Genomic DNA, 25,356 nt, shown 5'->3' with positions numbered 1-25,356 from the left:
TAATTAGAAATATTTATCTATTTGGTTTTGCTACGAACCAAACATATTGTCCCAAGCTTCTAAAACTAATCTTTGTGTGCGATATTCACCAAACTGCTTAATTTCGTTATTCTTTAATACGCGGAATGTTTCGCTGGGGAAGTCTGCGCCGTAGACATCAGCAGGGTCGAGAATATATCGCAGTTCATCACGGGTGAGTCCGTACAGTTTGGCGTAATATGCATCTAATTCTGCTCTTAATAATGCGCGTCTGTTGGGGTTCCAAATAAAGGGTTCGCCGTCGTATCCCATGTCTTTGGCGAAGGGTTGCATATCCCAGGCGGTGTAGACTAATTCGAGTACGCGAGTACTGATAAATTTAATGTCTTCTAGAGTGTATGATTCTGGTGGTATAACAGGTAGTTGTTTGACTATAAAAAAGTTAATATTAGCACCCCCTACTTTCTGTCGGGTTACAAAATCAAATGTTAAAGAGCAAAAATTAGCAAATAAACAAGTAATTAAATCAGACTTATTTATACTTGTTAATAACAAGGGTGCGCTATTCGCAACTGCGACTTTAGGCAAAATACTAAAGATTGCTGTTCGTTCATTTGCCGCAGCCGAAATACCTCTAAAAGATAAAAACCAATTGAATGAGTATTTATCATTTAATCTATTTTTTACTTCACTATTAGTAACCCAGTACCGAGGCTGATTAACAAAATAAGGATTTTGCTTCATTTCGGCTGAAGTTTGTGGTAAAGTTGCTTCATTAATATTTGCTTGTGTTGCTCCTTCATAAGTTGCAAATCGATGATCAAAATTATGAAACATTTTTGCCTCATATAAAGGAACTAAGCCGTCTGAAATTTCATTTTTAAATAAATTGCTATCATTAGACATATCAAACATTCTTAAGAAAGAGACACCCCAAGGATTGAAGCCTGTCTTCTCATTTTCTATAACTACTCCCGTGCTATAGATTTTTTTAGTTATTGCAGCGTCTACAGAAGTTCTAAAAATGGGACAATTCAGCGTATTAGGATTTATCAACTCAAAATCTAAATGTTTTAAAAATATTTGTCTAGCTGAGTCATTTGCTTGTTGAACATCTAATGCTAGCCAAGAAAACTTGATTGAATTAAAGGTAGATTCCGAATAACCTATAATTACAATTCCAAATGTTACATAATCTTTAATACCAGTAAAAATCATCTTTGAGTTTTTAAAACCAGTAAAGCTAATGAGGCTTGAAGTTTCAACCAGATTACGAAAAAATGTAGAGGTAGTTGAATCTGTTGCAATACCTGTAGGAATAATTACTCCTGCTCTTCCTGTAGAAGAAATTATTTTTCTTACAGTTTCTGTAAACACTGCATAAGTATTAACATCTCCTATTGCAGTTAGAGGAAATCTACTAGACTCACGGATAAATTTACTCTGCGCCTCAGCATCATGTTTTGCATCTTCAAAAGCTTGTGCTAACTCTGGATTTTTCTTAGGTAATTCCTTAATCAACTTCTCCCGCGCCGCCTTATTTACAGCGTTAGCAATTTCCGCACTTTGAGAAGTAAAAAACTCCTTTTCTTGTAACTTAATCCGTTCCCAAGGTGGATTTCCTAATACACAGTCAAATCCATCTACTTCAAACACTTCAGGAAACTCCAAAGGCCAGTGAAAAAAATGCTTATCCTCAGCCAACTTATTTGTTGTATTTACTATCTCTTGCGTTGACAAATTACCTTGTAATAGCTGAGTTAACACCGCCGTTGTTGGTAAAAGCTGCAAGTTTTCCTCAGTCAATGGCATAAAAAATGCCGCAGTCCACAAATTACACGCCGAATAATCTCGCCACCATCCCGAATCTTTACGAGCTTGCTGATATCGTGCTTGTTTTTCTCTCACTTGTTGCGGTGTGGATTCAGGAATATCTCCTAACTCCCGCGCACTTTCTGTATAGTGTGTACGTTCGGTTTCTAAACCTCCAAATATTGATAATTGTCCTTGGTTATCTGTCTCCCGTTCTTTCTTATTCCGCTTCTTAAACTGTGAAGATAACTTTTTATCATCCCCGGTTACAGGCTTATAAGCTTCATCAGGTATTCCCTCTGATAGACAATTAATATCCAATACTCCTACTAAGGAATTTCCGCATTTAATTCTGTGGTCTAAAAAGCTAAGTGGTAACTTACCAGGAAATCCTTCAATCCATAACGCAACCTTGCATAAATCTACTGCTAACGGGTTTAAATCCACCCCATAAATACAATTTTGAATAACATCTCGAATTGCTAATTTTAAAGGTTCAATTCCAGGTTCTGCTTCACCTGTACGAACTTTGGCTAATTCTTTACCAATCCGCCTTGCTGCTGCTAAAAGAAAATGGCCTGAACCACAAGCAGGGTCACATACTTTTAAACTAAGAAGTGCTTTTTCTAATTCTTGATTGTTTTCTAAATTGCCTAGCTTCTGTTGCGTACTATGAAGCTTTTCTTTAATTACTGGTTCAAGTGCAGTTTTTATCAGTTGCTGTACAAGCTGTGGTGGGGTATAATAAGAGCCGGTAGTTTTCCTGTCGCTGCCAAAAACTAAAGCAAATTCATATATCCCTTGATGGGAAATTACTTTGGGATGAAAGTCAAGTAAACTTTCATATATACTTCCTAATTCTTCTACGTCTAAATACTCATAATTAACCCGCCTTAATTGCCCCTTGTCTTGATACAAAGATAGCTGACGAAGTGCTATCAGTAAATCATAATTATCAATTGCACAATCATCTAAAGCTGAAAGGGTACCTGAACCAAATAAATCTCCATTGAGGGGAGACAAACCTAGTACTTCACCGCGCCAGTTTTCATCAAACAGCAAGAAAGTTATCCACAAACCTTGCCATAAATCTTGAAAACCTTCCCGCCGCCAATAGGGACGTTCAGCTAACTCTCGCAAGCGTTCGATACTATAATATTCTTGGTATATCCGCGCTTTCTCTAAGTCATCTCCAATTAATAATAAATCGCGAGATTCTGCCACCATTAAAAACAGAAGGCGATAAATTAGCCGCAACAATTGGCGATAAAATTCGTAGTTTGTAATTTCTGTTTCGTAGTGGGGGATAATTCCTAATTTTTGGCGCAGGTGTTCATTTTGTGGATGTTGAATAAAGCCATTACCTAGTTGAACTAAGGCTTTTTCAACCCCATCCCGTAGTTTTTCGCGTACCCGTCCCCCCTGTTGCAGTGCTTCTTGGTGGTAATATTCCAGCAAGCACTTATCCGCATCATCCATACCTTCAGGTAAACGGGAACGGTGGAACAACCGATAAAACAGCCCAAATTCAGCAAAATTCTCACCGTTGAGAATCTGTTCTAAGTCAAATTCGATGTAGGTAAGCCGAGTCATCAATGAAGAGTCACGCAGTAACCGCCAGCGATAACCATTGGTTGCGATCGCCCACAGATGCTCTGTCTTGTTAAGATACTCTTGCACCAGTGCGTGTGCCGATAATCTGGGTGTGCCACTAGGAGGACGTTTATCGATTTCTAGCCGACAACCAATAATGTGAATAGGTGGTTTATTTTCTCCTACTTCTGCACGATGGGAAATCGCATAAGTTTTGTCCTCTACCACTTCGGCTGTTGCAGTGTATACAGGTTCATAACCTAGACTTTGCAGTAATGGCACTGTCCAAAGTTCACGGGTAATGGTAGTAGCCGAGTTATTTTCATCCAGCCTTGCCAATGCGCGTTGAAATGCTGCCCAGTATGCTTTAGCATCGCCCCAGGCAGTAGCAATTTCATCTGCTAGCTTGTCAGTTTTATTAAAACCAAAGTCTTCTGGCAATTGTCCTTTGATGCTGCCTTCTAGCATTTGGGCAGTCATATCTGGAGCTAGTAAATTTCCTTCGATTTGAAGCGCAGTTAATGTAGTTTTCATATCTGAAGAATTAAAAATAAAAAATTAATAGCTGGCAGCAGTGTAGTTTTAGGACAACCAGCCTTTTACTTACGTCCGGGTTGGAGTATGAAAACACCGAGAACATCCATCGGTAATTGTGGAGTAACGCGGATTCGACCTTCTTTGGTGATGTCCCTCACACGCTTATGGCTTTGTAATAATTCTTCTGCTCTTTGGCTTGCAAACTTTTTTAAATCTGGTTCTAATTCTTCTAGCCTGGGAAGTAATTCAGCAATTTCTCCCTGCTTGATAGCTTTACCAGCATCGCTGACTGGCTTTGCTTCTTGTAATAATCTAGTTGCTTCCAACTGCGGCAACCAATTAGGGCTAGAAGGCGAACCAGTAAAGCCAATAACTACACATTCTTCTGCTATTAATGTAGTATTCCTTGTCTCTGTAGTACGCCTAGAACTGTCTAATAAATGCCTTAACCGCACTAACAGTAAAGTCGTGCGCTTTTGAACGGCATTAGTTGTAGTGAACCCACATCTTGCTGCGATTGGTTCAGCCGTCAGAGAAAGTGCATCTTCTAAGATGTATCGTGCTAAACCTTCTACTAAAGGGTGATTCCGCCCTACGTATTCCACACCTTCTGGTGCTGGGGTAGTAAATGTAAGTAAACGGGACTTATCGCTCAACGTAGACTTGAGGAAATCCGGTGGTTGGGAAAGCGACCAGCCCTGCTTTTTCTTAATTAAGGAACAAGAGATGCGATCGCAAGCCGATAGGACAAACCGCTCTACATCCTGCTCATTCCCTAAAATTTGGTCAGAGTCAATTAATTCCTGTTCTACTTGCTCAGGCTTAATAGCACGTTGAGCAAAGCGAGTCCGATTGGTTTTTTCGCGTTCTACTGCGTTGTCCCAATTCTTATGAACTTTATCAACCGCAGATTCTTCTTGAAACTCAAACAGCGATAACTGAATAACTTCAGTAGTATGTTCAAACAGGGACTTAAAGACTGCTTCCGCTACAGTAGTACTTTCCATTGGTACGGGAACAGTAATCCCTAAAGACTTGTGAATCTGCACAGCTTTGCGAATCAGAACATCCAAGACTGCACCATCAACAGGATTATCCCGACCATAAAGCAAACAGGCTTTCACCTTAGTTGCTGTTTGGCCGTAGCGGTCAATACGTCCTTCGCGTTGTTCTAACCGATTAGGATTCCAGGGTAAATCGTAGTGAATTACTGCACTGAAGTGCGTTTGCAAATTTACCCCTTCACTCAAACAGTCGGTAGCTACTAGGACTCTTTGAGGATAAGATTTTAACTCTTCTAGCCGAGTTTCCCGTTCATCTTCAGAAAGTTCCCCAGTAATCGCAATTACGCGGATCTGACTACCTTTTTTCTCCAATTTCTGTCTGAGAGCATCAGCTACATAGTTTGCCGTAGCAATATAACGACACCAGACAATCGGGTTCATCTGGTCTTTGAGGAAAGATTCTACCGTAGCGATGCACGATTGCAGTTTTTGGTCTTTGCCACCTTGCAACTTCTCTGCTGCTTGCACAAAAGCCTTTAACTTGCGTTTGTCTGCGTCTTTATAACTTTGCTGTCCCTGCTCTATTACTACAGTTGGCGATGCATCAACCGCTTGTTCTTGCTCTGTGGGGTCGTGGACATAAGAACTCATTAAGTCTTCATCTAAATCAGTCAATGAGCTACCTGATTTACTAACTTGGCGATTTAATGTAGCGATCGCAGCCGCAGGTGAAGACATAACACAGCGAATCAAAGCCAAAGCCGACCAGTATCTTCCCCGACGTTGAGCATGGCTCATGTCCGCCGTAGTCGTTTTCACTAGACCACGAGCAAAATCATAGACTTCATCAAATAGTTCTTTGTACTCTTTCGATAACTTATATGATTCCTCACTTGACTCTCGTTCAGGAAAAGGAGTTTCATTCCCTAGCCAAACCTTGACATCTGCCCGTCTGCGCTGAACAAAATGATTGGCTAAGTGGTCACGTTGTTTGTCAGTTAAGCTATTGAGATTGAAATGCTCAAACTCCGGCTTCAGCAAACCTAAAAGTGAGAGAAAAGATTCTTCAATCCCACTGTGAGGAGTAGCTGTAAGTAACAGTAAATGTTGTTCTTGTTTTTGAGCAATTTCTGTAATCAGTTGGTGTCGCTGCTGCTGGGATGTAGTAGTTTTATTGGGACGGGCGCAAGTATGTGCTTCATCCACAATTACTAAGTCAGGGCAGTGAGTTATAAAACTAGCACGACGACGCTCTGCCTTGGCATAGTCTAAGCTAACAATCAGGTGGCGATAATAACTAAAAACACTGTCATTATTAGGTATATTGCGCTCTAATTTAGAAGCTGTACCAGAACGTACTACCACCGCATCAATATGAAACTTTTCACGTAATTCCTGCTGCCACTGGTCACATAAGTGCGGTGGACAAAGCACTGCAATTCGCTTAACTTCACCTCGGTCTAACAATTCACGAGCTATTAATCCAGCTTCGATGGTCTTACCAATCCCTACATCATCAGCTACCAGTAATTTTACCGTCTCTAACTTTAGTGCCATCAACAAAGGGACTAACTGGTAAGGACGAGGACGCAGTGATAACCGTCCTAAACAACGAAAAGGGCCTGCACCGCTACGGAGTAGAAGACGTGCAGCATCCATAAGTAAAAGTGCGGCTGCATGGTCTTGTACGCTAGTAGCTTGAGGAAGAGGAAATGTGGCTAATTGAATGTTCTCTAGCTTTTCTTCTAAAAGCTTCTGATAAATACCAGCTATTTCATCTTCATTTCCAGAAAGCGGTCGTAAGCGAATAACATTCTGATTTTCTGAAGGCAGTACCACCCATTGCCGACTGCGACAACTGACTATGGAACCAGGAGAGGGGCTTAAAGTTCCTGTCATTTTCTCTTTATACTGGAGAATAACCAGTACAGTTTAGGTAGTAAGGATGGATTCCTGGCTACTGTTTCTTGAATATTAAACATAAAAATTGCTCGAACTAATCTCACATTTTTAAGGTTAGATTAAGTACTATTGCCTCAGTATAAACTCGGTAATCATTAAAAACTTTATATAAACTTCAATGGTCAGCTTTGGAAATAGGCGCTGATTGAGTTGCGCGATCGCTCATGCTCTCGAACCTGCTGCAAGAACATTGGAAGTTCTGCTGATGTTGGCTATAGGATTGATACTGGTTGCTTTGGCGTAAAGCTTTGTGCCAAGATTCGTTGTCTAGCAGATGGGTAATCGGGTATCGTGTAAGACTAGATTTTTTATCTAAACTATGTGCAAGTATAACAAAATACCACTATTGCATTGCTTAATAGCATTGATTTCCTAACGTAGTTTAGCTTTTATAAATTCCAAATCTTTGTCAATTGCTAACCATAGAACAGGGTCATTAAGTATTTTAGCAATAGCAATAGCAAATTCGAGTAGAAAGAGAGCTTCTGAAAGTTGCGTTTTCTTAGCTATTTTCGTTGCTTCATTCCATAACTCAAGGACTAAGGCATTTGCTTCTTGATAAGTACTACAAGAACTGACAATTGCTTCAGGTTTAATCTTTTTCAGTTTTTCGATAAGATCCGCAATACTATCATCTTTAGAAAAATTTTGGTTATGCGGTTCTGGGTCTTCAGAATACGAATCTACTTCATAAATTGATTCTTGGTTAAAGTTATCTTCTCTAGCATAATTTTTTGTAGCTTGCAACTGCTGTTCAATTGTATTCAACTTGTCACCAAGCTTATAGAGTGTGCGTTCCTCTGACTGAAGCTGTTGTTCGTATTGAAACTTGCGGGATGGATCTGTCTCAATCACCCATGCATTTCGTATTCTGTCAACTCTTTGGCTTTGGAGCGTATAGGCTTTTTCGAGTGAGCCTCTTTCTTGTTGCGATCGCTTTCTTTGGTTTTCTGATTGGACTGGATTACTTGATGCTACTGTTTGTTGCCCAATATGAATATTATAGATATCGCCACCAACACGTTCAGCGTCCACTGTATCAGCATCAATCAACCCACCGCCAAACTGTGAATTGCGTAAGTCATTACTGGAGACTTGCCCCCTGTCGTTTGAGTCCGGCATAGTTGAGTTTTGGCGGTTTTAAACGGCTTTGTTCTGAATGTTAACTACCTGTCTCCTGTGCGTCAACAGTGTTAGCGTCTACAGTTGTTCCACTGGTTTTGAAGTCCATTTGTGCGAAATGGTCTTGTAGCAGTTTGTGGATGAAGCGGTAGCGTCCGCCGACTCGTTGGATTAACATACGCTCGGTACAGTAGTCGAGGAAGCGGGCATAATTCCAGGGAATGTAGCCGTTGAAGTACAGAACGAGGCGTAAAGAGAAGTGTTGGATACAAAATAACCCACCAGTAGCTTGCCAGCGAAATACACCAAATAGTAACCCAACAATTAAAACTAATTCAGTAATAATGCTAGTTTTCCAAACCTTATTAATCCAGAAAGGAATTATAAAGCTAAAACAAGTAAAGACAGCAACCAATCCAGCAGTTATTATTGATTGCTGAATACCTTGATTAAAATTTCTTTGCCTTTCTATATCAGGCTTATCAAATATTCCTGAAGCTGAAATTGACAAATCAACTAGGATAAAAACGCCTATAAAAATTAATGCAGAAGTCATTGGCTGTTGAAAAATAGAGACTAAAAATGTCCAAACTAAAAATCCTCGAATTAAACTAACCATTACAGCCCTAAGAAACTTTTTCCACGACCAATGTAAATATCCAACGGGGAGAATAGGATTATCAATATTAAATTCTGTTTGTAAAATATCTGATAAAAAATCTAATATATCTTTCCTAATACCACTTAACTCTTGAGTATTATTATGTTTTCTCAAATTAGAAAATGATGCAGATATTAAATTAGAAGTAACTATACAAGCAAAAAATATGGCTATACCCAAACCACTATATAGACCAAAAGTTATACTTCCAAAAATCAAACCGATTATACCGGAACTTAACCCAATATTTAGCATAAATACGAAACGATATATCCATTTTTGTCGGTTATTTTTTAAACAAGTAGGTTGAATACTCTCTAGAAAAAATTCTGTTTGAGATTCTTTATCTAATTGTTGAGCTAACCAGACAAGCCATAATTGGGTTTGCCGAACCGTAGGTAATCTCTGCTTAATGTATACCTTACTGTTAATGTTCCATTTCAGCATTAGTTGGATATAAGAAAGTAGCAAGTACTCAAGATTGAACGAATTTGAGGAGGGCGTTTGAATCCATTCTTTAGTAGACATATTGTCCAATTGTTCCTCACTCCCATTTTCCCATGAATTTCTGAATATTTCCTGGTAAGCGAGGATAACAATGTTTAGCACCAAAGGGATCTTAGTTAACTCTAATAAATTTAGTTCATTACTAATGTAAAACCATAAATCTGTATGATTAACATCAGCAAGATATTTACAAATTTGATTTGTATGCAGAGGTTGTAGATAGATAGTACCGTTAAGTTGGAGGCGAGTTTTATAATTAGTATACTCTTCGCTGCGGCTACAAACAACTAAATACTGAGGACGGTATTCTCCTTCTACTAGTTGGTTGATTGCTCTAATACAGGGTTTCTGACGGCTATTTTGTAATTCATCTAGCCCATCAAGCATTGGCAATATTTGACGATTATTCACCCAATCATAGCCAATATTTTTCTGTACCCCATATTTTGACTTTAATTCTGTTACTAACCAGTCGTGTATAGGTTGTTTGTTATCTTTCCAGGAAGACAAGTTGAATAAAACTGGAACGGGATAATCCGGTTGTTCTTCTGCACGTTTAACTAAAGCTTGAGCAAGTTCTAACTGTGTAGTTGTCTTGCCCGACCCTGGCGAACCCAGGATTAACAGTTTACCTGCAATTTCTGTTGAATCAAACACTTCCAAAATACTTGTTGTCTCTGGTAAAAGCTTAAAACGCTTTAGCCCAATTTTTATCTCTGCATCCCAAGGCCGCTTTACTTTTTGCGGTTGCGACTCCTTCCCCAAATTAATCAATACCGCATTATGAAGGCACTGCTCTAACCGCACTGTAACTTCTTCTTTGACTCTGGCTAGTAATAACCGCTCATTTTTTGGTCGAGCAGGGTTGCCTACTGGTGTTATCTGCTGCCCTAAGAAAATATTCCAGATGTCCCCACCAATTCTTTGAGCATTTACGGACTCAGCGTTGATAAACCCACCGCCAAACTGGGAATTTCGTAAGTCGTTGCTGGAGACTTGCTTTGGGTCTTCAGAATCCGGCATAGGTTTAACCTGGGGTTTCTTGATTATTTATGTTTTTAATGTTACCGCCTACTTGCTCTGTATTAACATTAATGGCATCTACTATGCCACTTGCAAACTGCGGATTTTGTATGAGGATTTTTCTCTCTCCACTCATTCCAAACCTCCACCCCTTGCCATAATATCGCCAGATGCTCCTCATTTACCATCATCAGCTACCCCCCTGCTTCCTCTGTAACGACAGAATTATTCAGCATCCTGCCACCCTTCTAAAGTTGCCAAAAGTATATTCACAAGAGGATGATCCACTAGTTCCTTCAATGCCTCAGTTCCACCAGATTTTAACGCCCCAATTACCCGCGCTTTCAATGTAGGATTATTATCGATTTGCTTGAGCGCTTCTGTCACTGCTATCTGTTTTTCTAGTGGAGTGTTAGTAGGGTAACTCTGCCCTAACTGATTGAGAAGCTGCTGAATTTCTGCTGCGGCTTCTGCGAGATTCTGCTTTTGTTCAGTGGAGTAGTTGGTGATGTTGCCGCCGATTTGATTTGCGGTTACTGTATCTGCGTTGACTAGTCCACCTGCAAATTGAGCGCCTTTGAGGTCAAAGTTAGACTGTTTTTTAGAAGCTTCTGCCATTATGGTATCTCCTTGGTTTTGATAAGTTTGGGCATAAAAACTAGGGCGTTGTAGTGCTGTCACTACCATATTCTGTAGATCAGTAATTCTGCTATCTTTTTCTACTATCAACTTTTGGATTTCTTGCTCTGCCAGGGCTTTTAGCTGATTATAAGTGGTGAAATACTCTGCACTCAGTTGCGACTTATCGGTGGCGATCGCTGTTTTGGCACGGAGCAGAAATTTGTCTTTACCACGCGCTTCCATCCCAACAATCCGCAAATCTACTTCTGGGTGATTCTCTGCTAGCTGCTTGAACGAAATAGCGATCGCTCTTGGGTCAACACCTTGGCTATGGTAAAGGTCGAGGGTATCAAAGATTGGCTTAATGAAATCTCCAAACTCGCCATCAGCAAATACCTCTTCCCTGTTGTCTGGTTTACGGTGAGGGTCTGGGTTGTCTTGCGTGGGCAGGTGCATATAAACGTACTCGCATCTAACCCCATCAAATTTGGTATCAGTGCTAATGTTCCAATCTTCAATGAATGCGCCGGTGAGAATTGCACCTGTAAAATCAGTGCCGTCTAGTTGAGTTTGCTTCAGCTTTACTCTTGATAAATCTGCCTCCTGTAAATTGGCTTTGCTTAAATCTGCGCCAATAAAGCTAGCATCTGTTAAATTAGCTCTCTGGAGATTAACACTCCTTAGATTAAATCCATCAAAATTTTTATTTTTTCCTTGCCTCGTAATCAACAATTTTCGCACTTTTGAATTTTGAAGATAAGTCATCCCAACACGAGCGTGATCAAGGTTTCTTGCTTGAAACCATTTTGTATAAGTTACATTAGCTTTTCCAAAATTGGTGTATTTGAGACTTGCATTCTGAAAATCAGCATTTGTTAAATTAGCTGCATGAAAGCTAGTACCGCCTGTATTAGTAATAGTATTTTTTATGAGTTCATTAATTATTGCTTTAGACAAAGATATAAAGCCACCAACATCATTATTAGCTGTTGAAAGGATTCCAGACTCAGACCCAACTAAAACTACATATACCAACCCCACAACACCTACAAAAACTGGGGGTAATCCAGCTATAACTACGGATACAGATGCAATCTGAGTAATCACTAAATATAAAACTACAGCCAAGACTAGAGCAATTGAGCCAAGTATAGCTAGAGCCGAGGTTACTGTTAGAATTCGCCCATTGGTTGTGTAGTTATACTTAGATGTACCTATTGTTAAAAATATTATTATAAATATATTCACTAACAGAGGCACAATTAAAGATGTTGATAACGCTGAGAAAATCAGAAATATTAATAATAATCCAACATTAATTATCCACTTTTGGGACACCCCTGCGTGGACATTAGTCAAATTAGCATCTGTCAAATTAGCCCAACTAAAATCAGTCCCCCGAATATCTGCGCCGTTAAAGTTAGCTCCTGCAAGGTTTTGACCTTTGAAAGAACGACCTCTGAGATCCTGACCGGAGAAGTCTTGGAGCATATTTTAGACTGCTGAAAGCAAAGATTTATACAGAATACGTCTAGGATATGCGGTTTTACAGAATGTGGCACAATATTTCTCCAGAAGTGAGTAAATAATGGGCTATACCAGAATTTCGATTGCTTCTAGCTACTGTTAGATGATTCCCTATTGGGCACAGTTGAAATCAGTTCACCGTGCAATCAAAAACTGCCCTAGACGGAAGCTAGAGCAGTTTTTGATAGAAGTAAATTATAGGGGAGACAATTAGCGTTGTCCCCGGTTTATCCATAGTAAATACCGTTATATAATACTATTCACCTCAATTTTCGTGCTTTACGCAAAAAACGAATAATCTTGAAGTTGGCATTACAAAGGTTAAAAGTCAGTACAAGCAAGTGTATTACAGACATCATCCGCTTTTTTACTGTCTACCTCTGATTTTCCTCAACTGGGCTAGGACTTGCAGATAGGGAGCGATCGCACCAAGCTCACTGGCTTCATGCGATCGCAACTGGGATATTTTTATTGTGGAATGCGTTCAGATCCGAACTTGCGCTGATGCCAGTAAGGGTAGATTGGCGCGATGGCGCTAACCTCATTGAGCCGATTTACTTCCTCTAATGTTAGCTCCCACTGAGCAGCCCCAAGGTTGTCTCGAAGTTGTTGTTCATTCCGCGCTCCGATAATAACGGATGTAATACCAGACTGACGTAACAGCCAGTTGAGAGCAACTTGAGCAACACTGACACCACGGTTATTAGCCACTTCGTGCAGAACTTCCACAATGTCGTATCCCTTTTCTAGGTCACTGACAGTACCAATATCACCGATTTTTGCTCGTCGCGTCCCCTCCGGTTGGGACTGACCACGACGATACTTACCTGAGAGGAAACCAAAAGCAAGCGGACTCCACACTAAGATACCCACACCTTGATCTAAAGAAAGAGGAATTAGTTCAAATTCCAACTCTCGCGCCACAAGTGAGTAATAAACCTGTTGTGACACATAGCGCTCCAAGTTCAAACGCTCTGATACAGACAGCGCCTTCATTAAATGCCAAGCTGAATAATTAGAGCAGCCAATATAGCGAACTTTGCCACTACGTACAAGTGAATCTAAGGCGCGAAGTGTTTCTTCTAGTGGAGTTAGAGCATCGAAACCATGAACTTGATAGAGGTCGATGTAATCTGTGTTTAATCGACGTAGGCTGTCCTCACAGGCTCGAATCAGATGATAACGTGACAATCCAATATCATTTGCTCCTTTTCCCATACGACCATAAGCCTTAGTTGCAATAATTACGTCAGTTCGATGCTTTCCGAGAGCTTTACCAAGAATCTCCTCAGAAAGTCCATTCGAGTAAACATCTGCTGTGTCAAAGATGTTGACACCTGCATCAAGGCAAATATCAATCAGGTGCTGCGCCTCGTCTACCTGAGTCGCCCCAATTTCTTGGAAGAAGTCACTACCACCGAATGTCATTGTACCGAAACTGAGAACCGAAATCTTAAGACCGGACTTTCCTAAAAATCGCGTTTCCATCGCTGTTACTCCTTGAAGCCGTGCCTATTTGAAGTCAAGTGAACATTTTCTCATAATGGATAGTTTATGTGGAACAGCTTATGATATCTTCTCAAGAATCTGATTACTCATCTGAATTTGGTTTTTTCCGATATTACGTTTGAGTAAGAAAATACCTGCATCATGCGCTTGCTGACCACCAGCACTAAAGCAAGCATCCTCGATAATTACTGGTTCAATACCGCGCTCAAAAGAGTCAATTGCTGTCTTGAAAATACAGCTATCAGTTTCAACTCCACAAAGATATATTTTGCTGATTTGATTAATCAAAATAAAACTCGAAAAATTTTCCGTAAATGCAGAGTAATAAGGCTTATCAAAAATATTATGTATATATGGCTGAAGTTCATCAATAATGCTCGTTTCTGGTTCATGTATTAAGCTTGACCAATGAATTAGCTTTACATAATTACTGTCAGCATTATTGATAAATTTTGTAAATACAACGAGTTTACCAGCCTCTAAAAAACGCTCAATTAGTTTAATGACAGTAGGAATAATATGTCTGCATTTTTCAGGCATGAAACCATTTTGCATATCTACTACAACAAGGATTTCGCTCATTTGTGACCCTACGGATTACAGTACATACATTGGGCTTGATTCGCAAATTCTATACCATTAGTAAATAGTTTTTCTTGATTAAACTCACATTTTTTACATTGATAAATTGCGGTTAGTGGTAAGGTGGTTGGAAACTGACAAAATTCACAGTTGCGATGGATTCGGCTCCACTTTTGGCTAAGATGAAAACCAAGGTAATGGCGAAGACTAAGGCTCCAGTGACAGCCAATGACAAAAACTTTGAATTGTCCAAGAACGATGGTATGATTTCGCCCTGAACTTGAACTTGATGTGCCTGGCTCATTATTGTCAAACAAAGAACACAATTGCGTATTATCCAACCCAGCAAGTTGTGAACTAAGCTTGAAGTAACTTTTGGTTCTAAGTTCTAGATGGTTTTTAACCATTTTCTTCGTTCAGACGCAACATAAATGTATAGAGAGATATAGAGAGCTTAGTCTAAAATCTAGATAATGCTTCACCCTTGCGCCTCAGTAAGCTTTTGTTGATATTCTTTATACTCTCTGTCTTTATGCTGCCAGTATTTCTCAACTGTTTCTTTAGCAGCGATTGCACTATCGTATTCATCTCCACCTTGGCTTAATAATCGCTGTTTGGTTTGCTTTCGTAAGTCAGAAACAACTTTGCCATTAACTTTACGCGTCTTTGACCAATCTAAAATTGGTTGTGGATAATAACTATTGTTAATGTATTTCTCCTGTTCAATTTCTGGTAAACTATAGCCCCGCAGTTCCGGTATCCAGTGGTAAATAAAGTCTCCTTGAGGGTCTTTTTCGGCAACATTCTTTGACGGATTATAGATGCGGAAAGTATCGCTAAGTGGATTCGTTGCACCAGCCTGCATCTGCCACTGCCAATTATTAATTGCTAAATCTCCATCTACTAAATAGTTCATATAATGCCTAGCGCCGTGATGCCAAGAAATACCACAGTTAATAGTTAAAAACGTGGCACACATTGCCCTCATCCGAAAGTTCATCCAGCCCATCGTTTGAAGTTGCCGCATACTTGCGTCTACTAAAGGGAAACCTGTCATTCCTTCAAGCCATGCCTGGAATAATTCTTGTTTTGCAGGTGATAATTCTGATGGTGTATACAAACTATCAAATTCTGGGTAACGGTTAGTGTAAGCAATTTCTGGATAAAAATAGAGTCTTTGAGTGAAACTATCATGCCAGCGTAAACGGTCTCGAAATGCTTTGAGGGAGAATTCTGCCTTGGGTTGAGTTTTTAATTTTTCTGCTCTGGTTTTAGTACTTTGATAAACAGTACGGGTTGAAATAGTCCCGAAAGTCAGGTGTGGTGAAAAGTGAGATGTTGCCCCAAGCTGTGATAACATTGGACGAGAAAGCTTCCAGTGATAACCGTAATATCTCTTCTGTAAAAATGAGTCTAGCTTGGCTTGTGCTTCGGTTTCACCTCCTGAAAAATAAATTTTCTCTCCTGCCCAAAAACTGTGATACTTATGTTTAAGTTCTTCAAATGTTAGTTGTGGTAAATTGAGAGTCACTTGGGGCGTGTTGATAGTTTGAGGTGTTGGATGTTGGGGTTGTCTTTGATAGTTATAGTATTCGCTAAACCACTCATCACGTTTATCTTGTGATTGCAGAAAGTTGTTCAGCCCAATGTGGTAGTCGAGATTCAGCCGCTTGTAAAAATCAACTATAGTTTTATCGCGGCTGATACCATACTCTATCTGCACATCACGGTTAAAGTAAAGTTTGGGTTTATACCCTTGCTCGGTTAACTGCTTAGTCAACTCTGGCACAATGTCTGTAGAATTACCTTCAAATAAGTACAGCCGACTACCTAACTTTTGAAGATTAAAATTGAGGTTTTCCAACGACTCAAATAAGAACCGAACTCTCTTCTTTCCCACATCAGCCCAGGTATAAAACCAAGGGTCAATGATAAAGAATGGCAAAACTCCTGCACCGTCAGCAGTTGCTATTGTGACAATTTCGTTATCAGTTAATCGTAAATCTCGACGGAACCATAGAAGGTGCATAGTTTAATTTACCATAGCCTACGATACATTTGTACCAATAATTTCTTTTACTGTCGAAGTTGAGTGTCCGTAGCCAGATGTAATTTATCCTCACTTATTGAGGAACTGGGTGCTGTCAAGGAGCAACAACAGCCAGCAACAGTGGAATTATATGTAGCAAGAGCGCGATCGCTTTCAACACCCTAGAGCGCATCGTAATTTACCCCAATCCCGCAGCCAATAGCTCAATTCATCGCACTGAGAAATATCGAGAGAGCTGCTGATTTAACCTATTAGATTGCTATTGGTTACTTTGCTAATAAACCTTTTGCAAAGCCGCAAAAATCGCATGAGAAAAGCGCAAACTGTAGATTGAGTGTTTGATTACAGTAAATGCTCTCCTGAAACTCAACTGGCTTTACCCCTTAATTTCAAGTTGCCACAGCAGTAGCCGTGCATTGTTAATTTTCGTATGCTGCTTGATTGTTAGTCCTTTTCCCCCTTTCGTGACAAGAGGAAGTAATGAATGGTAAAGTAAATTTCCTTTACTTGCAATGCTTCAGGGTGATTTATGAACAAAGGCGAACTAGTAGATGCTGTAGCAGCAAAGACTAACATCACAAAAAAGCAAACCGATGAAATCATCAGTGCATTTTTGTCAGTTGTTACCGAGGCTGTAGCGAATGGGGATAAGGTAACGCTGATTGGGTTTGGGTCATTCGAGCGACGCGAACGTGCCGAGCGTGAAGGGCGTAATCCGAAAACCAATGAGCCAATGACAATTCCAGCGACCAAAGTGCCTGCGTTTTCTGCTGGGAAACAGTTTAAAGAAAAAGTAGCGCCATAGATGAATTGCTTTATCACTAGCAATCCAATCGCTGTAAAGCTGTAGTGTTCGCTGTTCTCAAGACAGGATATGGCAATTTTAGGGGAAATGTGAGTGTTGAGTTGCAGATGTACACAAGTGCGATGGCGTAACCGCCCGCCGTAGGCGATCGCTGCTGCATTTTTGGGCATTTTAAAATAGCGTTTTCTAAATACAGCCATGTTTAAAGGATTTGGTCGCCGTCAGAAAAAATCAGTGCTTGAGGACAATGAACTGACTACAGGTATTGTTCAGCATCCAGTTACGGGACTTTGGCAGACATGGATATCATTTACAGGTAATGACATTCAATGTATTACCGCCCATACCAATCGAGATGATGCTGACTGGGTAGCGAAGCAGATTGCTGATGCTTGGAGTGAAGGAAAATATCAAACCCAAGAGGAGGTAACAGGTTTTATGAAATCTTTGCCTACTGATAGTGTCATAGATCCATTGCCCCAAGATGTTGTGATGCAATTGAGTCAACAGGCATTAAGCGCAAAGAAGTAGTTTGAGCAATGGCTACGCCAACGTCTTGGGCGAACGCTCTAAATTGAATCATCCATCCAACCGCATTCACAATCCCAATGCACTCTTGAGGTGTAGTCTCGGTCAAAGGATGCACCGCACTGGGGGCACTTGCCAGTAAACATTGGATGCCAATCAAGTAACTCCAGCTTTTGCTGTTGCGTCCACCTCTGTTGTGGTTGCAGTATTAATTCACTGTTATAGTAGCTTGCCCCCTCCGGTTGCCATAACTCCTCTGCTTTGGCGTTGGGGTCTAATCGAAAGTCCAAGCAGCTCTCACCCTCTACCCCATCAGGGTGAACGACACAGACGAGGTGGGGGTTATGTGAATAGAGGAGACAGTTATCGCACTGGAGGAAGTTTTGGCATAGTACCAGTGTACTGCTTTATCACAAGCGATCGCTTGGCTGAAATTGGGAATCCTAAAAGAAGAAGTTAAGAGTGATTTTTAGTACAAATGGTTTTTAAATTTCGCTTGATTGGTGTTGCGGCTTTGCTTCTAGCTCAAATGTCGTTACCCGTATTTGCCAACAATCTTACCGCTACAGTTGTAAGCGTAGGTGACGGTGACACCATACGGGTGAGAACTGGTAACAAAACTGTGACTGTCCGCCTCGTCTGCATTGATGCACCGGAGATGAAACAAAACCCTTGGGGACAGCAATCATCGGCAAGACTTAAACAATTGCTGCCTGTAGGACAAGCCATCACTCTGCGTCCTGTTGAAACTGATAAATACAAGCGTTTAGTTGCAGAGATTTATGTCGGAAATCGCAGCATCAATGTGAATATGGTGCAAGAGGGGCAAGCTGTAGTATATCGCCAGTACCTCAAAGGTTGCCCACAATCTAAAGATAGCTTGTTGCAAGGTGAAAACACCGCCAAACAAAAGCGTTTAGCATTTTGGAGTCAGGCTAATCCTGTGATGCCTTGGGACTTCCGCCACAGAGCTACTCAAAAGACAACTTCACAAGCGATTCAACCGCAGCAACAGAATAACTGCGATCCCTCTTACCCAGATTTTTGCATTCCAAAGAATTCACCAGACTTAGATTGCCGAGATATTAGCCAACGGAGGTTTAGGGTACTGCCCCCAGATCCTCATGGTTTTGACCGAGATGGTGATGGGATTGGATGTGAACGGTAGAAGGGGAAAAGTTATATGAGATTAATTAAAAAACTTTTAGCATTGTTTTTTCTGGGATTTGGGATTCCATTTTCTATAATTAAAGGGTTTAAGACCCCATCCCCAAAGGAAGAAGCTTGTTTTGTGTTGGGGTCTGTCTTGAGAAATCCCCATTACAAAACGTAATTGCGTTAGCGAGTCCGCGGTAGCGACACAGGAGCGTCGCGTCATTGCGAATTGCGAATTGCGAATTGTTTAAGATGTCTCTGGATGGTTTAGAAATTCACGCACCTTAGAATTACTTTAGCAAACAGAGGTGCTAGAATTATCTTCTTTATGTATGCAAAAGAAAGCGATGACGCTATAGTGCGATCGCTTATTCAGAAATCAGACTTGAAGAAGGCAGGAGGCAGAGGCCAGTTTTCCTCCTGCCTGACTCGATAAATCCTACATTTTGGCTACAAATCAAAGTCGAGGCTGAATGTTTCTCCATCAGAATCCTCTTGTTCCTCCTCTGTAATTTGAGTTGAACTCCAAGAGGTGAGTTTGTTATCTTCAGTATTAATTGGCGTGAAAGCTACTTGTTGTGTGGGAAATGCACCCTTCCTGAAAGCAAAATAGCAATCAATGATAAAGTAGAGCGTCTCTAGGTAGCTCTTGCCTAGTTGCTGTGATTCGGCAAATATCCGCTCTCGGTAGCTATCTTTGATCCGAACTTTTTCTGGGGTTAAGTCAAGTTTTTCTGTCATTGCGATCACTTAATAGATGTAGTAGTTGGATTCTTGCTACTGATAGTTTTTGCCATCTCTAAAAGCCCAAAGACATTGGCTTCTACCGGATTGTCCAGGATTTTGAAGCCGTTTTTCTCCAACAGCTTCTTAAATCCTGGTAAGAGACAGCCTCCACCTATCGCCCAGATTTCATCCCCCTGGTGTTTGGCATCAAGTGTCAGATTCACCACTTTCTTCAAGTATTTTTCATACCAATCTTTTAAACTTGCGCTGTATATATCTTTGATATCGATGTCACGGCTGTATCGAGTATGCCCCATTTCCAAACAAAATCGGATTTTGGATGGATCTCCGATTTTTCCGCCATTTAAATGTTTCATCTTTTGGGAGATATCATCGATGAGAACTTCTACACCTATGGGGTAAGCAGTGTGAACTTCTCGCTGACCCCGGTTGTAACGAGAATACAGGGTCGTACCATTGCCAAAGTCTAAAATGGTTAGTTTTTTCGGTAGTGGATGCCCGAACAATGCACCCATACCCTCTAGTACAACTTTCAGCACTTCTACTTTTACTTCTGATTGCTTGCCAGCAAGTATTGGCTGATATTCTCCATTGAGTACTTTTTGTAGTTCTGATGCCAGAGCAACATCATGTAAACTGACGACTAATTTTAAGTGCCAAGCTTTACGATGTGGGAGATGTGCCAATGCACCGAACAAAGTCAATAATGCGTTGTTGACTTTATTTTCATTGTTGTCTGTGTTGCGATCAAAATAATTTCCTGTACGGTAAGCTGATTCTCCAACGGTATAAGCACTACCGTTAAAAACTACTCTTCCTGGGACATCTTCCATCTCGGCATTTGTTATATAGCTCGGCACACGAACTACTTCAAAGCCTTCGACTAAAAGTTTTAGGCTTCCGTAGCCGTTATCGAAACCCGCAGGAAAAATTTTTTGTAAGCTGTGAATGTTTGACATGAGGGATGAGTCAATACGCTTTGATTTTTGGAAGTTATCTATTCTGCTGCAAAGGGGGAGTAGGGGAGTAAGGGAGATAAAAATAAATTGCTATAAGTTTTTCCCCTCCGCCCCCCTGCTTCTTTCTCCAGTCTCAAGAGCTTATCATAACCCCTTGGGGGCTAAGTGGGGTATAAAATGCAATCAAGTCAAATATAACCCATATAACCCCTATATATACCCTATATAGGGGTTATATTCTCTCGAAAGTCCTGAACTATATTTGGGGTATATATAGCCCCCACATAGCCCCCACCAACAATTTTTGAAATCTTTTTTATCAACGCAGTAGAAATTAATTTAGATGGTTGACTATTTGATTTATACTTTTACTTTCAATTTTTTATTATCAAATTTAGTAATTTAGTTCTCTGCAAGATGTCGAGCCAAGATTCTTCTTGACTTGCAATCTACCTACGATAAATTGCTCGTTTGGACAGGCTATTGCAAGACTTGAGATTGTCACTTGGGCTTATAAGGTCAATATAGAGGGTGTTGGGTGTAGTAAAGACGGCATTGGACTGAGCTTGGAACTCCGACCAATGCAAACCAGAGTGAAAAGACGGGGCTTGTAACGAAGACGGTTGTTGGGGGTATCTCTTTCTCTACACTCCACACCCTGCCGGAACGGGTCTTGGTCAATACTGGTAGTTGAAAAGCAATTAAGTCTTGATCTATAACTTCTTGTTTCTTACGTAACGAGTGCGTTATTACTTGCTTACAGGTTCAGCTTTCTCGACTGAATTATCATTCACGCCCAAAGTCAATTGCAAAGCCTGCCGTGTCGGGTACGCTTTCACTACTTGTCGATAAACATCATAATTAGTAGGTAGGGTCTGCTGAGAATTACCCACTCCATAGGTCAGTTTGTACTTTACATCTTTTACCAGTTCGGCTTTACCTGACTCTTCTTGAGGTCTTTTACGTTGTTCAACTTCATCAACACTTGGTCGCGGCGGTAAAGTAGGCCACCATAGCCCTTGGTCATCTGGGCCAACGACTGCTCCTGACGGTTTCAATCCATTCCGATTCAACATCGAAGTAGTAGCAAAGGTTTCAATGCGGGGTTGTGGTTGACTAGTTAGATCATTGGCATACTTGACTTGCCATCTGTAACTAGTGAGCGCTGTAGCTTCATACTGTTCAGCAGTAGTAGTGCTGCAACTAGTTAGTGTGAGCGCCGTTAGTGCAGTCATTATTGAAGTTAACAATCTCATTTGCATTATCAGTTGTAAATATCTCTTACCAGTCACTCTTGAAGAGGGAGTGTGCCATCATTGCTGCCAAGGAGAAGGAATTGCTGTTATCGAAAGCACTTTTCCAGTTGTTAATCTGATAGCCGTCTGCTCACAGTTGGGGCATTAGATTTTCACCTGAATTAGTGAAGGATGACCTTTGTACTTTCCCATTACAGGTTTACCTATAAACTCGCAAAGCATCTCTTGTTGATAGTGCCAACACCCAAATATAATCCGCCTCACTGGTTTGTTGGAGTCTAGAAATCTCACATACTGAAACCGCTCGAAATATTCTGAGTTTTCAATACGGGGTTTAGAAGCTCGCTGCGCTTTGGGTGACTGTGCTGAGTCATCATCTGCACCGCGACGCGATCGCTGCGAAGAATAATGTTAATCGCCTCCTGTGCATTTCTGGTCAACTCTATTGGCTCATCATTTACATTTAGAAACTCTTTCTCTAACTGATTAGCATCAGGGGTCTGTTCTAGTTTTAAACTTGGGTGTTTGAGCTTTGATTGTGGCTTGGGTGGACGTTTGGTAGATTTCATGATGTCTGCCGTAAAAACTTCTTTAATAAACTATCTTGAATGGAAGACACAATAAGAAAGACAAGTAATTAGTTGGATCATATATTGATATATGATCTCAGCGTCACAATATATGATTCGGAAATAGCACTCAAAGCGAAGCCATGCAAATTCGATTAGCAGTAATTAGCAACGCTGGAGGCAGTGGTAAGACTACACTTTCAGTTCATTTAGCTTACGACTTAGCAAAACGCAAGTACAATGTAGCCCTACTAGACCTAGACCCACAAGGCTCATTAACGTTATTCTGTGGTTTGAATCCACCAGAGCCAGAACAGACTTTAGCAGGAGTTCTCAAAGATCAATTTGATGGTGTTTGGCCATTAACTCCTTGCTGGAGCCACTACACCAATAATGTTGTCGTATGCCAAGGGGGAATGGTATTAACCCAAACAGCAGATGAACTTGTCCTACACAAAAGAGGAGCCTACCTTTTAGCCGACTGTTTAACAGATTATCCACTAGCACACGACGTAGTTATTTTTGATTGCCCGGCAACCCTTGGCCCTTTACCTTTAATGGCTCTAGCTGCTTGTACACATATTATTATCCCCGTACAGCTAGAACCAAAATCAATTCAAGGTGCAGCACATTTATTGGAATGGTACTACTATCATTGCAAACACTTACGTTTAAACCCAACTCCAGAAATTTTAGGATTTGTTCCCAATCAATATGATGTTCGCAGAAGTACTCATAGACAGATGCTTGCAGGATTGCCTGAACAGTTGCAACAGATGAAGATTCGAGCATTTCCAGCAATCCGGGATAGCGCAGAATTTGTCAATGCCAGTGGTCAAGGTTTACCATTGCATATTTACCGTCCTAGTCATCCTGCTAAAGATGATTTTAAAGAAACTACTTCTCATATTGTGACTTTAATTGGAAAACCTAAGACAACTAAAAAGACAAAATAATTATGTGCGCTCGTAACACTCCTAATCTTACAAATTATTTTTCAGGTGCGAAGCAATCTCAGCAATTATCTCAAGCAGAGGAAGAAATACAGCAATTAAGAGCAGAGATTGAAGAACTTCGTGACAAAAATTCTGGCGAGTTGGAAAGACAATTGGAAGAGTTGCGAACACAACTTCAGTCCCAAATAGGTATTTTGTCAATTCCTATCGAGGAAATAGAGCCAAATATAGAACAACCTAGACAAACATTTTTAACTGAAAGTCTTGAATCTATGTCTCGCTCTTTAACTAGTGATGGACAGTTGCAACCAATTATTCTGATTCAAAGGGAGAATCATTTATTAATTTTTGACGGAGAGCGACGCTGGCGCAGTGCTAAAGCTTTAGGTTGGCAAACCTTGGAAGCAGTTATTATTCCAGAGCCAACTGGTTTACATCGTAAAGCACTATTAACTTCTCTACATCGAGAAGACCTTAATCCTTTGGATAAAGCCGAGGCGATCGCGCGTGAATTGTCTACAATTACTGGATTAGAATTTCAAGATATTCCGCGTATTCTTTCAACAGTAGTTCGACGTTTGAATAGTCAAAAGCGTATAACATCACTGGTGGATTTAATAACAGCAGATGCAAAAAAACAAGAAAAAGAACTAGAGTCTTTAGATTTAAGCGACTCAGAACGAGCAATCTTAAGTCTACTGTTAGATTTACAGCTAAATCCTGCTTCTATAGATGCCAATATTTTTCCAATGCTATCTTTAGCAGAAGACCTAAAACTTGCCATAAGAGCAGGACTTAAAGGTGTTCATGCAATGGCTCTACAAAAACTTTCCGCAAAAAATTTGGGATTGACTGAACAAAAAGCCAAATCTATTAGGGAAGAGACGACGCACAAAGTAATAGTAGAAAAGTTGTCTGTTATTGCTACTCGAAAATTAGTAGCTGAAGTAATAGCATCTGAGTCCGAGCTAGCAGTAACCAAAAATACGAAGAAAAAAGCAGTATCCCAAGCATCTAGTCGTTTGCAACAACTCTCTTTAGAGTTGCTCAAGCAAGCTAACCCTGCTGAATTAATAGAATTACAAGAAGTCTTACGTCACAAATTAGTAGAAATTGAAAAAGTACTAAAACAAAATTAAAGATCGGTCGCTACCCTCTGTGAACTAATTGTCACTGTTTTTGTAATGAGATACACGAATATATTGATGTTTAGAAATTATCTTTAAAAATAGAACACCGATTACAGAGCCGATGCCCAGCAAAATTATTGAAGTCCGAGAGTACACTGTCAGAGCGCACAAGCGGGAAATTCATACTCGCGTTTTTAACTTCGTATGTAAGCAGTGTGAACAACCCACACAACGAGAAACTTTTGGTGTGCGACCGCTCTATTGTGAAAAATGTCGTCCCCCACAAGCACCTAAGCAATCGAAATTAGTCCCTATAGGCAAGAGGAAACCTAGAGCTATGAACTACTTGAGTGGGAAAGATATAGCAGGATGATCACCAGTATGTTCATCCTAACCGTCAGAGCATAAGCTATGTCTTTACTTTTCCATTCCCGCATCAATCATTTTGGCTAAAGACTCAGGGTTGAATCTTGTGAGCGATTCTGCTAACTGCTGAAAATACTGATATTGCTCGTCTGGATATTCCCCAGGCTCTAATTCTAAAAGCTCACAAAACTTAAAGTAATCAACTTTCCAGTTGAATTCACCAATCGCGCTGGCAAACTTTTCGGCTATCTGGCGTGATTGAGTGCTGGCTGTTGATTGTTTGCTATTGTGGTTGTAAATGCTGCCCTGCTCTGTCATAAGCCTCCCTCAATAGTATATTTGTATTAATAACTATTTTAGTTCTCTCCGACATTTGGCGAAACTAGGACAGAGATC

24 protein-coding genes are annotated in these 25,356 nt (G+C 40.4%); 7 read left to right on the top strand and 17 right to left on the bottom strand.

Annotated elements, in window-relative coordinates; translation table 11 throughout:
- Window positions 1-30 precede the first annotated feature (30 nt).
- The 11 genes from ACWATR_RS34450 to ACWATR_RS34400 form a co-directional block, all read right to left on the bottom strand.
- Window positions 31-3,918, bottom strand: a complete 3,888-nt coding sequence (locus tag ACWATR_RS34450) for an Eco57I restriction-modification methylase domain-containing protein (RefSeq protein WP_460343112.1) — start codon at window positions 3,916-3,918, stop codon at window positions 31-33.
- A gap of 65 nt (window positions 3,919-3,983) precedes the next feature.
- Window positions 3,984-6,824, bottom strand: a complete 2,841-nt coding sequence (locus tag ACWATR_RS34445) for a helicase-related protein (RefSeq protein ID WP_460343109.1) — start codon at window positions 6,822-6,824, stop codon at window positions 3,984-3,986.
- Between the two features lie 435 nt (window positions 6,825-7,259).
- Window positions 7,260-8,009 carry a hypothetical protein gene (locus tag ACWATR_RS34440; RefSeq protein WP_460343106.1) on the bottom strand — a complete coding sequence of 250 codons (750 nt, stop codon included), beginning with the start codon at window positions 8,007-8,009 and terminating at the stop codon, window positions 7,260-7,262.
- Window positions 8,010-8,049: 40 nt separating this feature from the next.
- The gene (locus ACWATR_RS34435) at window positions 8,050-10,200 is read right to left on the bottom strand and encodes an NACHT domain-containing protein (RefSeq protein WP_460343103.1); all 2,151 of its coding nucleotides are present in this window, start codon (window positions 10,198-10,200) and stop codon (window positions 8,050-8,052) included.
- A gap of 4 nt (window positions 10,201-10,204) precedes the next feature.
- Window positions 10,205-10,336, bottom strand: a complete 132-nt coding sequence (locus ACWATR_RS34430) for a hypothetical protein (protein WP_460343100.1) — start codon at window positions 10,334-10,336, stop codon at window positions 10,205-10,207.
- 89 nt (window positions 10,337-10,425) lie between these two features.
- A complete protein-coding gene (locus tag ACWATR_RS34425) occupies window positions 10,426-12,312 on the bottom strand; it encodes a pentapeptide repeat-containing protein (RefSeq protein ID WP_460343097.1) in 1,887 nt (628 codons plus the stop codon).
- Between the two features lie 504 nt (window positions 12,313-12,816).
- Window positions 12,817-13,836, bottom strand: coding sequence for an aldo/keto reductase (locus ACWATR_RS34420; RefSeq protein WP_460343094.1), 1,020 nt, complete (start codon window positions 13,834-13,836; stop codon window positions 12,817-12,819).
- 78 nt (window positions 13,837-13,914) lie between these two features.
- On the bottom strand, window positions 13,915-14,439 hold the full coding sequence (locus ACWATR_RS34415; RefSeq protein ID WP_460343091.1) for a cysteine hydrolase family protein: 525 nt from the start codon (window positions 14,437-14,439) through the stop codon (window positions 13,915-13,917).
- 8 nt (window positions 14,440-14,447) lie between these two features.
- Entirely contained in the window at window positions 14,448-14,546 is a 99-nt protein-coding gene (locus tag ACWATR_RS40425; protein ID WP_465249745.1) for a hypothetical protein, read from the bottom strand.
- A 5-nt stretch (window positions 14,547-14,551) separates the two neighbouring features.
- Window positions 14,552-14,743 (bottom strand): hypothetical protein, encoded by a 192-nt coding sequence (locus ACWATR_RS34405; protein ID WP_460343318.1) that lies wholly within the window; start codon window positions 14,741-14,743, stop codon window positions 14,552-14,554.
- 174 nt (window positions 14,744-14,917) lie between these two features.
- Complete coding sequence (locus ACWATR_RS34400; RefSeq protein WP_460343088.1) at window positions 14,918-16,468, bottom strand: FAD-binding domain-containing protein; 1,551 nt, start codon at window positions 16,466-16,468, stop codon at window positions 14,918-14,920.
- A 63-nt stretch (window positions 16,469-16,531) separates the two neighbouring features.
- Between ACWATR_RS34400 and ACWATR_RS34395 the strand changes: the two genes are divergently transcribed.
- The 3 genes from ACWATR_RS34395 to ACWATR_RS34385 all read left to right on the top strand — a co-directional run bounded on the left by ACWATR_RS34395 (window position 16,532) and on the right by ACWATR_RS34385 (window position 17,825).
- Window positions 16,532-16,654, top strand: coding sequence for a hypothetical protein (locus tag ACWATR_RS34395; RefSeq protein WP_460343085.1), 123 nt, complete (start codon window positions 16,532-16,534; stop codon window positions 16,652-16,654).
- Between the two features lie 364 nt (window positions 16,655-17,018).
- Window positions 17,019-17,294 carry an HU family DNA-binding protein gene (locus tag ACWATR_RS34390; protein ID WP_460343082.1) on the top strand — a complete coding sequence of 92 codons (276 nt, stop codon included), beginning with the start codon at window positions 17,019-17,021 and terminating at the stop codon, window positions 17,292-17,294.
- 198 nt (window positions 17,295-17,492) lie between these two features.
- Window positions 17,493-17,825 carry a hypothetical protein gene (locus tag ACWATR_RS34385; RefSeq protein WP_460343079.1) on the top strand — a complete coding sequence of 111 codons (333 nt, stop codon included), beginning with the start codon at window positions 17,493-17,495 and terminating at the stop codon, window positions 17,823-17,825.
- Window positions 17,826-17,863: 38 nt separating this feature from the next.
- On the opposite strand, the gene ACWATR_RS34380 is transcribed toward ACWATR_RS34385, so the two are convergent.
- Entirely contained in the window at window positions 17,864-18,112 is a 249-nt protein-coding gene (locus ACWATR_RS34380; protein WP_366844885.1) for a hypothetical protein, read from the bottom strand.
- A 188-nt stretch (window positions 18,113-18,300) separates the two neighbouring features.
- Between ACWATR_RS34380 and ACWATR_RS34375 the strand changes: the two genes are divergently transcribed.
- Window positions 18,301-18,990 carry a thermonuclease family protein gene (locus ACWATR_RS34375; RefSeq protein ID WP_460343075.1) on the top strand — a complete coding sequence of 230 codons (690 nt, stop codon included), beginning with the start codon at window positions 18,301-18,303 and terminating at the stop codon, window positions 18,988-18,990.
- 437 nt (window positions 18,991-19,427) lie between these two features.
- On the opposite strand, the gene ACWATR_RS34370 is transcribed toward ACWATR_RS34375, so the two are convergent.
- From ACWATR_RS34370 to ACWATR_RS34355, 4 genes are all read right to left on the bottom strand, one after another.
- Entirely contained in the window at window positions 19,428-19,718 is a 291-nt protein-coding gene (locus ACWATR_RS34370; RefSeq protein ID WP_460343072.1) for a hypothetical protein, read from the bottom strand.
- 5 nt (window positions 19,719-19,723) lie between these two features.
- Window positions 19,724-20,683 carry a ParM/StbA family protein gene (locus ACWATR_RS34365; RefSeq protein ID WP_460343069.1) on the bottom strand — a complete coding sequence of 320 codons (960 nt, stop codon included), beginning with the start codon at window positions 20,681-20,683 and terminating at the stop codon, window positions 19,724-19,726.
- A gap of 749 nt (window positions 20,684-21,432) precedes the next feature.
- The gene (locus tag ACWATR_RS34360; RefSeq protein ID WP_460343066.1) at window positions 21,433-21,918 is read right to left on the bottom strand and encodes a hypothetical protein; all 486 of its coding nucleotides are present in this window, start codon (window positions 21,916-21,918) and stop codon (window positions 21,433-21,435) included.
- A gap of 308 nt (window positions 21,919-22,226) precedes the next feature.
- A complete protein-coding gene (locus tag ACWATR_RS34355) occupies window positions 22,227-22,508 on the bottom strand; it encodes a hypothetical protein (protein ID WP_460343063.1) in 282 nt (93 codons plus the stop codon).
- Window positions 22,509-22,651: 143 nt separating this feature from the next.
- Between ACWATR_RS34355 and ACWATR_RS34350 the strand changes: the two genes are divergently transcribed.
- The 3 genes from ACWATR_RS34350 (at window position 22,652) to ACWATR_RS34340 (ending at window position 24,967) form a co-directional block, all read left to right on the top strand.
- The gene (locus ACWATR_RS34350; RefSeq protein ID WP_104902019.1) at window positions 22,652-23,464 is read left to right on the top strand and encodes a ParA family protein; all 813 of its coding nucleotides are present in this window, start codon (window positions 22,652-22,654) and stop codon (window positions 23,462-23,464) included.
- 2 nt (window positions 23,465-23,466) lie between these two features.
- Window positions 23,467-24,603 (top strand): ParB/RepB/Spo0J family partition protein, encoded by a 1,137-nt coding sequence (locus ACWATR_RS34345; protein ID WP_460343058.1) that lies wholly within the window; start codon window positions 23,467-23,469, stop codon window positions 24,601-24,603.
- A 112-nt stretch (window positions 24,604-24,715) separates the two neighbouring features.
- Window positions 24,716-24,967 (top strand): hypothetical protein, encoded by a 252-nt coding sequence (locus ACWATR_RS34340; RefSeq protein ID WP_460343055.1) that lies wholly within the window; start codon window positions 24,716-24,718, stop codon window positions 24,965-24,967.
- Window positions 24,968-25,011: 44 nt separating this feature from the next.
- Here ACWATR_RS34340 and ACWATR_RS34335 read toward each other — a convergent pair whose 3' ends face one another.
- Window positions 25,012-25,278 (bottom strand): hypothetical protein, encoded by a 267-nt coding sequence (locus tag ACWATR_RS34335; protein WP_460342444.1) that lies wholly within the window; start codon window positions 25,276-25,278, stop codon window positions 25,012-25,014.
- Between the last annotated feature and the right edge of the window lie 78 nt (window positions 25,279-25,356).

Source organism: Nostoc sp. UIC 10890 (assembly GCF_054786515.1).
The sequence above is the reverse complement of the archived record's forward strand: the minus strand, read 5'-3'. Positions and strand labels throughout refer to the sequence as shown.